1 protein-coding gene (running past one end of the window) is annotated in these 12,997 nt (G+C 66.7%); it reads right to left on the bottom strand.

All coding sequences use genetic code 11. The annotated features are described in order from the left end of the window. A protein-coding gene (locus ACIBTM_RS35945; protein ID WP_395881616.1) for a hypothetical protein crosses the window boundary here: on the bottom strand, window positions 1-12,997 show its 5' end (the start). 27,518 nt of this gene lie to the left of the window's left edge; 12,997 of the gene's 40,515 nt are visible here — the first part of the coding sequence; the start codon lies at window positions 12,995-12,997; its stop codon lies beyond the left edge, outside the window.

Here is a 12,997-nt window from a genome sequence, read left to right as displayed (position 1 = left end):
GGCCCTGTCCCGCCCGATCGATGTGGACGGCCACAGTTCCCGGCTCCAACCCTGCGCGGGCCGGAGCCGCCGCGTCGTAACGGGCGTTGATCCGGTGGTGACCGAGAGCGGCGATCACCCTCCCCGCGAGGTCGCGGTCGCCGCGGACCCTGACAGAGGGCTGTGACGCGCCATTCAGCCGGCCGGTCACCCTCGCCTGGTTCACGTCCACGGCGAGCAACACCAGCGCGGCGGTACTGTTACCATCCGGCACGGTGGTGCCGTCAGCACCTTGCGACAGCCGGACGACCACCTCGTCAGGACTGCGATACGCCAGGCCCCAGTCCAGGTGAACCACCGCGGTGCCGGGGTTGCCCACCGGCACGGTCCGAGGAACCACGGCATACCCGTCCGAGGTGGCCGGCTCCAACCCAGCTGCCGCAGCCCTCTGCCGAGCCGTCTCCGCCAGACGGTCCGACACCGGCCTGGCTCCGTCCACCAGGCTGCGCGCCACCTCCTGCGCCTTGCCACCGACGACCAGCACACCGGGAGGATCACCACCCAGCACGGACCGGTCGGCATTGAGCTGGGCGAGATCTCCGCCCAGCTCGGCGAGAGCCGCCTCGTCCCCTCCACTCAACTCGGAGTCATCCAGTGGATACACCACCTGAAGGCTCGCATGCGGACGCGCGGGGAAGTCGAACGTCAGTGAATGGTCCAGCCTTCCGGGCGTCGCCAGGTCGGCATAGACGTCGGCGCCATCCGCCCGGCCGTCTCCTTCCGCCACCTCGGGCGTGACCCCATTCTTCTCCAGCTCCGCGGCGACCGCCCGGGCACCACGGCCGGTGATCCAGACCGTCGGCGGTTGTTGCCCCAACGCGTCGCGAGCCCATCTTTGCGGGTGGTAGCGGTCGCGAAGAAAATCGGCGATTTCGCCCCTGTATGCCTCAGGCAGTTCGGAAGCGTGGCCGAACACCAGTTCCTGGAGTGCCCAGTCGACGGTGAAACTCGTGTCGTTGTTCCTGTTCCCTGTCGCCAAGACGTCACGGACACCACGAGCCCTCAGAGCCGCCGCGACATCGGGGTTGGGCACGCTCACGTTGTGCAGCCGGAAGCCTTCACGCGACCGGGCCCGCGCGACCGCGTTGATCTCGTCGGCGATGCCGTCGATCGTCTCCGCAGTCGCTACGTAGTGGGTGATCCCAGGGGGATTCCAGCCCACGTGGACAGTGGTGACGCCGGCAGGGTGCGGGGCGCCAAAGTCGATCCTGATCCTCGGGTCGATCGAGTGCGTGTGCAGGAGACCGGCGACGAGCGCTCCGGCGGGGCCGCGGATCGTCAACGATCCGGGTACCGGCAGCCGGAGTTCCGAAGGCCGGTTCATGGCCGCGTTCAGGTTCGCGACCAGTCCCATGATCTTGGCCTGCTCATCGATTGTGGGTTCCCGATCCGCCAGAAGATCAAGAGAAGCGTCCGCTTCCCCTTCGGGGTGTTCGGTGTTCCAGGCGATCCGCACCTCCGTCCTGAACTGACTGCCCTCGGGCCACACGGAGGTCTTGATGCGGTACTGGTCGTCGCCGTACGCGGCGAGGTGCCGCGCTATCGGCGCGCCATAGTCGCCGATCAGTGTCACCGTGGGTGGCGGATAACCGAACTGGCGCCACCTGTCGACGTCACCGATGATCCGGCCGGCGAAATCGGCGATCCACACCTGGTCAGCGGTGTGCCGGACGCGAAGGTCGGTGTGTGCGGGGCGACCGCCTCCCTCATCGATAGTGTGGGCAACGCCCTTCTCCGCCGCGATCTTGCCGACCAGGTCGGCATAAGGACCGGTAATCTCGATGACCGGTCGTCGGCCGCCTGCGGCATCATGCTCCGGGAAACGTTCGCAGAAATCATCGAGGAATTCCCGGAGACGCTTTCGTTCCCGCCGCGGCAACTCGTTCTGCGCCGCAGCGCAGAACACCACGTGCTCGATACCTTCGTTCCGGCCAGAGCCATCCGCCCCTCGAAAATGCGGCCCCGGCCCGCCTGTTCGTCCCTGCTCCGGACGATATGTCCCCTCCGCCTCACGCCCACTTCGGGTAAGAGAGAATTCGCGGAAGTCATCGGGTGTTTCCGGGAACCGCCGGTAGTTGTCGTTTCTCTTGGCGGTCAGGCAGCGGTCGCAGTGGCAGCTGAACACGTCCCAGCCGCGTACCTTTCCATGGGGGCACCCGGGGTGTGTCGAGACACCCCTCTCGTCGCGCCACTTCTGACGGAGCGCTTCCTCGACCGAGAGACCGCCACTGGTCAAGGCGCCGGGTGACGCACCCACCAAAGCCGGCCGCCCCGGTGTGGTCCCGCTCGTCTTGACGGGCGCTTCCTGCCCCGGCTCCGTCCCGTCGTCGAACCGGACGCGTACTCGCCGCAAGCCCGCCTCCGCCCGCGCCAGCCGTTCGGACGCGTCCATGTGCTGCCGGGCGAGCTCATGCTGCGCCACCAGGAGCCGCGACAGCTTGGCCTGGACAAGGTCCCGCTGCGAGCTGCCGTCCATCGCCGCGTTCGCGGTGCGGGCCAGTTCCACCTTCAGGCTGTCGTGCCTTCCACGCAGTGTCTCGACCTCTTGCGCCGCCTTAGCCACCTCTGTCTTCAGCGTCTTGAACACCGAGGCGGTAGGCGCCGGCCGTGCTGCGGGCGCGTTCGGCTCCCGCAGACCGCGAGTCACTCCCCAGGCGTGTGCCGAGTACAGGTCGCGCAGGGTGGCCTCGGCCGCCGCGTGCTGCTCCGTAGTCGTAGGCCCGGCAGCGGACACCAGGCGATCCACTTCGGCCTTCGCCGCGGCGATCCGCTCCAGCGACCGCTTGTCGTTCTCGGCCCGCATCCGGCGGTTGCCGGCATCTTGCCGGTATTTCCGCTCGGTCTCCTCGTCGTATCGGCGCTTGGCGCCCCACCAGCGCTCTTCGGCCTCCTGTGAGCGCGCTTCGGCGTCCCGCAGCGCCGCCTCAGCCTCGGCCAAGGCATCGAACAGGCGGCGGTCGGGCTGCCGGATCGTCACCTTGTGCAGCTTGTCGCGCAGCCGCCGTAGGTGTGCTTCGGCCTCGGCGAGATTGTCACGGGCTTCTGCACGGGCGTCGCGACGCGGACGCTGCCGTATCGCGTCGAGCGCCGTTGTGCCGTCGTTGCTCTTTCGCGCTTCCTCCTGGGCCGAAGCGAGCAGCTCCCGCTGTGTCTCGTCGAATCGCATGCGCGCTTCGACGACCCTGCGCTGGGCACCGTCGAGCTGCTCGTTGATCTCGGCACGCTGTCCGACGTCGCGCGTCCACTCCTCGTCCTGCGCCCGTTCCGCCTTGCGGACGGCCTCCTCCCGGCCCCGCTGCTGGAGTACCGCGCTCGTCCACGCCTGGCCCCTGTAGTGAAGATCCCGCGCTGCCGCTTTGAGGCCGGACGGCAGCACATCGCCGGTGAGAGCCTCGGCGACATCGTTGAGCATGCGCATCCCGGCTCCGTCGGTGACCGGGAACCGGACGCCGGACAGGAACGTGTCCGGTGCTTTCGCCTTGGCCACCACGACCGTGAATTCGAGATCGAGGAGCCGCACCTGGGAAAGATCGTCCTTCGCGGTGCCGAGGTAGGCCGGGTCCGTAGTGGAGTGGTCCGCGCGTGTCCCGGCGTGAGTGAGTTTCGCCGATGGTGGCGCCTCGATGCCCTTGACCTCGTTGATCGAGGTCACCTGGTTGCTTTGGCCGATGCCCCTGCCCTCCGACCGGCTGTCCGCCCCCGCCGGATGCTGGGTGCCGGCGACGAACAGGGCGTCCGGCCGGTTCATCTCGAAGGTGTTACCGGTCGTGACCTCGGAATTCGACTTGTATGATTCCTTTCGCAGTCCCGTGACCGCGGCGTCGCCCACGCTCGCGAACCGGGAGTCGACCATCCTCCCGTGCACTTCCAGGACGTACCCTCCGGGAAGCGGCACCTTCCAGCCCGCCGACACGATGTCCTCCGACAGCCGGTTGGTGACCATCGGAGAGGTGATCACCGAGTCGAGCGCGTTGTCGATCTCGCGGGTGATCGGGACGTCGGCATCCACCAGTGCTTCCCTTGCGACGTCCTTGAGCCGCGCCAGGTCACCGAAATAGTTCTCGACGGCGCGGGTGCCGAACGGAGGCGGCTGCGCCGTCGGCACACCGTCGTCGCGCTGGGCCCGCCAGTGATCCAGGCCGGCCCGGGTTCGCTCCGCGTCGGGGATGCGCACCGGCTCACCGGTGAAACCGAGCTGACCTTGTTTTGGCGGTGGGAACGAGATGTGGGGAAGCTGGCCGAAATTCACCTCTTCGGTATGCGTCGCCGAGGCGTACTCGGTGCCGTGCCGCTCGATGCTCGCGGTGATTTCCAGCGTCCCGAGATAGGACAGAACCGGGCCCACGCCGCCATACCCGCTCGTGTCGCCAAGGGACTTGGTGGTCCGGGACTTTTTCCGCTCCCGGTTCCCGATCTTGAACTGGCTCAGCTGGCCGGCGCCCACCGTCCCCATCGGCGGCCCCTGGCCGGTCGTCGGTTGCGCCTCATCAGGGGCGGTCTGGTCGACCTCACGTACGCCGAGGGCACCGCGGAAAGCGGCGACGAACGTCAAAGCCGTCCGGCTTCGTTTACCGACCCGCTCGGTCTCGGCCAAGACACGGGCACGGGCACGGAGCTTCGTCTTGTGCTCGACCCCCCGGAACCGCACATCCCGCAGTGCGGGGCGGTGGTCGCCGCCTTCCCGGCGGGTGGCGGTGAGGGCGAGTGTGTAGGTCTTTCCGCTGATCCGGTCCTCCAGCCGGAGCGGAGCGACCATCCGGCCGTTGAGCAGATGGTGGATCGATCGGTTCACCGCAGTCAGGAAGTCGAGGGTCTTGCGGTGGTTGGCGTTGCCGAACTCGATCAGCGGCACCGGCAGCAACCGATGCGCGACGTCCGCGCCGAGGCTGGTCTCCAGTTGGCTGCGCAGCTCACCGGCCAAATGGTTCAGGTCGATACGCTCGGTGATACCGCTCAGCCCCAGCGACGGCGCGGCGGAACCGTTCTCTCGCAACGACAAAGGCGTCGGCAGCATCCGCTCCGACGAAGACGGGACACGGGACCGCGGTGTCGTCTCGTCCTCGCTGAGCAGATGATCGAACTCGTGGCCGAACAGGAGCTCCCAGAGATCAAGATCGGAACGAAGCCGGCTCAGCTGTTCGGGCGACAACATCGCGTACAGCTGCTTGCGGCTTAGCCAAACCTTCATCGGGAGGGTGACCTCGCCACCGGCCCGCCGCGAAACCGGTTTGGTCAGCCCCAGCGTCAGCGGATTCGTGGTGTCCACCTGCGCGATGCCCTTGACCGTGACCGCCACCTCCGCGAGGAGCCGTGGTTCGGGCAGACCCCCGTCGGTGAACCGTTCGACACCCATCTGCTTGTGCGTAACCGCTTTGTTAGTGCCGGCTGTCAGGGGGGAGAGGTTGAACACCAGCAACCCCAGCGGGTTGACGGCCGTGTTCCCGCCGCCGGTACTCGCGTCGCCGCTGTCGCCCGCCGCCACGTTCACTGTCTGCTGGTTGCTGGGCACGAAGACGACCGCAGTCTTGAGCTTCGCCCCCGTCCCACGACTCCGCCCAGTCTCGTATCCACTGGCACCCACCTGCTCGACGACGAGCTGCTGATACTCCTCACGTGTCGCTTCGAGACGGGAGATCGCCGGCGCGAAGGCGAACTCCACCGTGCCTACGCGGGTTTCCGTCCGGCGCTTGTGGTTGAGCCCCTCGACCAGCTTCCTCCGCGCGAACAGGCCAGGGTCGTCGGTCAGGGCAGCCGGGGAAAGGTCGCGGGCGATGATGGTGTCGATCTTCCCCGGTTCGAACTCGAATATCGGGTCACCGCCGGACGCCTCGGTCAACAGGCGCTTGGCCATTTCCTGGATCTTGAAGGTCTCCGGCGAAGACACGATTTCGACGTTGTCGAACACCGATGCCGGCAGGTCCAGCGGCTCCGGGCCGACCTCATGCGCGTCAGCCGGATCGAAGGACGGCACCTGAGGCCAAGGCTCTGGCGCCTCGGCCGTGGTCAGGTTCCCGGGAACCAGGAACCGCATCGGCGCGGTTCGCCGCCGCAGCACGCCCGATGGCAAATCCTTGGTGATGTCCTTGCTTTTCGGGACGCTCCGGCCCGGCTTGCCGAAGGTGACCCGGCGCAGCCCCTCGTTCTGCTTCACCGAAGCCAGCACGTTGAGCGTGAATTCCACCTCCGACTCGAACTGAACCATACTCGGCGGAGCCAGGTTCCCGTCCTCGTCGAGGCCATCACCCCGCGTCCGGTCGATGTACCTGCCCGAACTCCGCGTAACGCCGAACGACGTCCCGGACGAGCCGGACACCTCCGGCCCGGTGACCAGATACGTCGGCACATGGGACACGGCGTTCAGGTAAAGGCGGCCTTGGGGCATGCCGACCGACCACGACCACTCCGAGCCCGAATACGAGGTCGTGGACTGGGTCTCCTTCGTCCGCAGCGGGCGGGTCATTTCCTCGAGGTCGATCCGGGGTCCGTCCCGCAGCTGTCCCTGAGTTCCCCGCAACACCACCGTGGCGCGGTCGACATGACCGAACCCCTTCCGCTTCAACGGGATCTGGAGCCCTTTCTCGCCAAGGATCACGTTCATCAGTGCCATGACCTCGCGCGGTGACAATGCCTGGCGCAACTCTTCGTCACGGGACAGCATGTCCTGGATCTTGGGCGTCAGGCTCTTCCCGTCGGCCAGCTTCGGATCGTCGAATTGCCGCAGGAACGTCCTCCCGCGCAGTGAGTATCCCTTCAGCTCCCGGGGAATCTGCCGCAGCAGCGGCACGACGATGTTGTACGCCCACTCCGTGTCCGCTTGGCTCACCGCGGTCACCCGGCCCGTCACGAACTTGCCGCTTTCCATCTCCGCCGGCGCGAAGACCTCCCGGCCCTCTCCCGTGCGGAAAGCCGCTGCGTCACTCTGTTCACCGGCACCCTCCAGCCCGCCCGGCAAGGCGGAGTGGGAGAACAGATGAGCGGTCACGGCACCCGCCAGCGACACCGACTTGGACCCCATCGGCTGAATCTGAACCCCGTAGACGACCTGGGCCCCGGCGGTTTCGGCCTTGCCCGAGAGAGAATCCTTATGCGCGACCAACTCGACTCGGGAGTCTCCATGCTTGCGTTCATACCCGACCTCGGCGGACGCACCGGCGAACGCCGTTGCCACCGGGGGGACGTCCACCCCGAACCCGGCCAACGCCCCCAGCCCCGGACGACGGGAGCCGACCTGCTCCTCTCTCGTTTCGTGATGCCGCGTTTCGGTGTCGGTGACCGGCCGCGCCGCCGAGCCACCGGGCTCGTCGCGGAGCAGGAACAAGGGAACCAGCCGCATCCGCAGCCGGGGCGCGGATTCCCTGCGCTCGAACAGCGCGCGCAGTTTCCCTCGGCCGGGGTACAACGGCTCCAAGGTCATCCATCCGGACTCCGGATGCGGTAGCGGTACCCGCACCGACATCTTGTGGAAATCCTTGCGGATTCGGTCCCTGCTCAAAAACCCGCGCAGCAGCTCACGGCCATGTGCCCCGACTGCGAACACCTTGTCGAACCTGCCCCCGTGCTCTTCCCGCAGATGGTCGACGATCTGGTCGAAGAAGTCCTTACCATCATTGCCCTTGTGCAGCTCCAGGGACGCCAGGGCATAGAGGTCCGGGATCCCGGCTCCCTCGACACGATGGATTCGCCTGGCACTCAACCACTCGATGCCGGCGTCGCTGACGATCTTGTCTGGCACGCCGAAACCACCCGCGACCGCCAGCACGTCGTCGGCCGGATCCGCCGCCCCCCTCAGTTCGAGCGGGACCGCCACGTTCACCTTGCCGGTCGCCGTGACAGTGCCATCCGGGTCGGTGTGCTCCGAAATCACCCTGTTCTCGTCCTCGTCGACCATCGACGCGGTCACGCGTAGCGGCACCTCCACATCGTGCGACCTTCCAAGGCCGACGACGTAAGAATTGCCGTATTCCATCACCAGTTCGGTGGTCCGCTCTTGGTTCGGCGACACCGGGACACGGGGAGTGGCCGCGATGATCGGGCCGGGCAAGGCCGAGTTCGCGATGGTCGGCGCCAAGGAATTGTCGAAACCGACGTAGTGGTGTGTCGAGAGTGCGTTCTTGTTCTTTGACTTCAGCGTCCGGAGGTCCCTGCCCGGCCTGACCGGCTTCAGCTCCTTGCTTCCCCAGTCAAGCTCCGTCCGGAGCCGCAGCTCGAACTTCTTCCCGTCCAGGCTCGTGACGGTGAGATACCTGCCCTCACCCCGGTACTTCAACGGGTTCAGTCCGAGATCCCGCTGGAGTTCCTCGATCTTCCGCCAGCCTTGGACGTCCGGCGCGATCTTGGTCAAGATCTCCGTCAACGACACCGGCTGGAGGGTCGTGTTGAACCTCACCAGCCCCTCAAGACGGCTTTCACGCAGTTCAGACGCAAGGAGCCGGCGAAGATGACCGACGGTGATTTCGGTGCCGTCCGCCTCGGTCGTTTCCGCCGGAGGTGCCCGGGTCCCGACGATCTCGTCCAGGTCATCCTTGAGTGCGTCGATCCGGGCCTGTTCGTCCGTCGTGGCTTCCCGCGCCGAGCCCAACCCCGGTGTGTGCCCTGGCATCCGTAGGTTGCTCCACCATTCTTCGGCGATCCGCTGGACAGCCTCGAACCTCTCCCGACTTTCGGCGCCCGTGTACTGTCCACGCTCGTCCAGCAGCTCCGCGGCGAGCACGCGCACGAACTCGTCCCGCCGCTGCCGCCACTCACGTGGCACGAGCCTCCCCGGGTCCGGCACCCCCGCGATCTCTGTCGCGCGCCGTAGGACCGCCGTACGCTGTTCCTTCTCCAATGACTCGACCTGGCCCACAGCCGACTGGACCAGCTCACGCCATTCGTGCGCCACCGTCGTCTCCAACGACGGCACCGTTCCCAGCCGTTCCCTCAGGGCCGCCGCGGTCGCCTCGACCGAACCCGGCCGTGGCGGCCCGATGACCCCTGAAGCGCCAGGGCTACCCGGCAACCACAACGCGTCCCGCAGTGTCCTCGCGAGCCTCCCGGCCGCGCGAGGCGTCCGCCCACCCAGCAACACCTCGGCCGCCACAACATGAGCGGCTTCAGCGCTGACCGGCACCTGCTCCGCTGCCGCCTTCGGTGTCCCGGGCGGCCGCAACATGCCCATTGCCTTCGCTATCAGCTCGCTACGCTGCTCTGGACTCTCCTTCGCCAACCGGGCCAACGCCTCGGCGGCTCGGTTTTGCCACGCCCACGACCTCGCAAACGCCGATACCACCGAACTCAGTGACGCCTCCGGACCGGAATCCGCGGAGCCGTTCCCTGGTCCTCGTGACTCAGCCGTCTCGTCCACTGCGGGCTCAGCGTCCGGACGCGCGGAGTTTGAGGATTCGCCGGTGGTGTGGGGCTTGTCGTCGAGTTGTGGGCGGTTGTGCGGGGCGCCGCCGGGCAGTCCACCGGTCGATCCCGGGATCCCCAGCCGTTCCCGCCATCCACGGGCGAACTCACGGGCGTCGTCAAGGCTCTGCGGAGCAGGGTCACCAGTGGCGTGATCCCACGAATCCAGCAGCTCGGCGGCCACGACCTCGGCGAAATCATCGTAGAGCTCACGCCAGACAGGAGTAGTACGACCGGGCCTGGTGGCGTCCGACGCCCCCGCAACAGCAAACCCCTGCCTCATCACCTCGATATAGCGGGCTCCGTCCGTCTCCCTCAGCACCGCCAGCCGGGCCTTCGCCACATCGACCAAACCACGCCACTCCGGCAGCACCGCCGCCGACGGCGGCCGCCGGTCGGCGAAAGTCAACGTCGGCCCGCGAACAGGATTAGGATCCACCGAAACCGTGACAACATGGGACACCAGCGTGGAAGGCGACGTCGCGAAACCCGGCGGCCGCAGCCCGGTGGAAACCGCCGTGACCGGCATATCCTTCGCAGTCACAGACGGATCAGACCCGGCCAGCCGACGCAACGCGGCGTCAATGGCATCGGTGAGCGCATCGGTAGTGCTGTTGATATGCGGCTGACCGGTACGACCGGCCTGCGCCGAACCGGCCGACGCATCCTCATAACCAGTGACGGTGATGACGGGCAGCGGCAACCCCTGCCCCTGGCGCCACAACGCGATCGAAGCAACCTGGGCGGCGATATCGGTGACAGCGGAATCATCGTCGGCGACAGGGACACCACCCTCATCGAAACGCACCGAGGCAGACGGGATCACCGGGTGGGGGGCGAAACCCGGGTTGGGAATGAACCGGACACGATCACCACCGGAGATCTCATACGCACCACGAATGAACCGTGCCTCGATACCACCGGGGAACAGCACCCCCGCCTCGCTGCCGCCCACCGGTGCGGTGACGATTCCACCGGGGGCATGGACCACATATTGGAACCGCCCCGCTTCCTCGGGCAGCGCGTGCGAATACGGGTCCGCCATGGTGAACACCGACGCCTCAGCCGGCGGCGGCACATCGGCAATGCCGGTATCCGGCGGGAGGAAACCGGTATCGAAGACCTGCCCCGGCTCCAGGGAGTCATAACGATAGACAGGTCCAGCACCCGCCCGCACGGCATCGTCGAACTCTTCGATATCGAAGTCAGGCACAGCCGCGGCCGGGAACCTCACACCGGGCTCAACCCCGAACACCTCGCTCTGTGAGAGACCGGAGTCTTCGGCGACGGTGGTGTCGGCGGCGTCGGCGGTGCTGGGGCCGGTGTGGGGGCGGAGCCGGTCTGCGGCGTCGTCCTGGAGGGGGCGGACGAGATCGCGCAGTGCTTCCTCGGCGGCGTGTAGCTGTTCCTGATGTTCGGGTGTGGTGGTGGGGTTGGTGTCGTGCGGCGCGGATTCGGCGGCGTTCCCGATGGCCTCGGGGAGCGCTTGTTCATAGCGGATGATCGCGAGTTTGACGTTGTCGTTGCGGGAGAGCTGGAACAGTTCGTCATCTGGCGAGGTGTAGAAGATGACGTCCCCTGGGTCACCACTGCGGGCCGCGCGGTTGGCAAGCTGGATGTCGATGTCGCGAGAGATGGCCGAATGCGCGGTCCCCCTGACCCGCAACCCGTCCATTTTCTTGACCGCGTCGCTGAGCTGGATGTCAACACCTCGGTTGCCTTGCATGTTGATCACCAGGACGCGGTTTTCGTTCCCGGCCCGCGCGAGCACGTCCTTGAACGCCGCCTCGTGGTCGAGACCCTGGTTCAGGAACCACCGGGCGTCCACCGCCGTATGCGGTACACCCCGCTCGGTGAGCCGCTCGGACAGATCGCCCACCAGGTCGTTCCAATGCGTCGGGATCAGCTGCGGACGTCCCTCCTGCCACATCGCGTGGATGTCGTCGGCGATCGCGTCCAGTTTCGTGTCCAGATCCGGACTGACATGATCATCATGAGTGATCAGTCGGGACGCGTAATACCGGGGAATATCCACGATGTCCCCCGAGAACCCGAGCTCGGCGAAATGTTCGTTCTTACCCAGCGCCGTCCCCGAGGCGCCCACCACCGTGCGATAGACATCCAGGGCATACAGCTCCTGAGCGGTGATACTCCTGCTCGTGTCGGTATCGTGACGAATCCTCAGGCCGTGCTTCGCTTCGAGAGCCTGCGCCAACCCGCCGTTCCAGCGGCTCTCCATCGATGTCTCGGGATCCTGCAGCACCGCATGCGTGGTCTGGTCGAGAATGAGGATCTTCCCGCGATCGTTGACGTAATGACGGTTGTCGCGGTATTCCCAGTGTGCGGTGGCCGCCATGTCCAACCGTCGGCGCCCCGCCTCGTCCAGTTCCCTGCCCAGCACCCGAGCGACCTTGGCGGCCCCCTGCTCGGTCAGCGCCGCGGGCCCACCGGACTCCGCCAACACTTGCCCTGGCATACGGCCGAAATCCTCCGCCGTCAGCCCTCCGTCCTCCAGCTGCTGAACAAGGAACTCCCTGGCCCACCGCACCACCGCCGCGACCTCATCAGATGCCGCGTCCCCCGCACCGTCACTGATGATGAAACTGAGATTCGCATACACGAACGCCTCATCGATCTCATCGACAAGGGCCACGATGCGCCCGGAAGCCTTTTCCCCGGAACGCTGTCCCGGGACCAGCCCCTGCTTCAAGTAGGTGAAAGCGACGTCCTGATGTGTCCCGATGAAGATCGTGGGTTGTCCCGCGACCGGCTCTGGCGGCACCTTGTCCGGATCCATCCGATGCACCGCGAACCCCAGCGACCCCAGCAGATCAACGTAGTGCTCGAGCTCACGATCAGCCAGGTTCGCCCGAGTGGTGATCACCTGCACCGCATCCACACCCTCACGGACCGCCTGACGCGCCGCGTCCACCAAGAACAGCCACGACTTCCCCTCACCCGCGGCCATGTTGACGTTCTTGGCTTCCTGAAACGCGTTCGACGCCGCGATCTGCGTCCACCGCAAGGCCACGCCATCCCGACGCCGTGCCGCCTCGTAGAGCGCCGCGACCACATCGTCGGTGCTCCCCCGCAGCATGTCCTTCAACGCCTCGTCGCTCAGGTTCCCCAGCCGTTGCCGTTCCGGGACTTCCAGCCCCGACCGAGCGGCTGTGTCATACAACATCCGCGCCGTCTCATGCGCCTTGTTCGCGCCCGCCAGCCACGCCTCGAACCTCTCCGCCCGCACCGGCTCGCCCGTCTCGACCCAGCTACCGTCGGAATTCGGAAGGAACGTGCGGGGCTGGGCCAGCCGCGCACCACCTGGACGCCTCACCAACCGATAGGCGACCACCTCATCGGTGACCTGGTCACGCACCAACTCGTTCTCCGGCGCCACCTCGACGCTCGAACCATCCGCCAACCGCAACTCCGACAGCTGTCCATCGGTCTTGGCGACGATCAGTTCGCCGCCGTCGGCCCTCCCCCGTGACCAAGCACCATCCAAACCCCGCTCATGACTAAGCCCATCAGGCAAAACCACCAGCTGAAGCTCACCAGAACCATCCACCAC

Origin of the sequence: Amycolatopsis sp. NPDC049868, assembly GCF_044461365.1 — a bacterium.
In the GTDB taxonomy this organism is placed as follows: Bacteria; Actinomycetota; Actinomycetes; order Mycobacteriales; family Pseudonocardiaceae; genus Amycolatopsis.
Note: the sequence above shows the minus strand (reverse complement) of the source record. Positions and strands in the feature narration are given on the sequence as shown.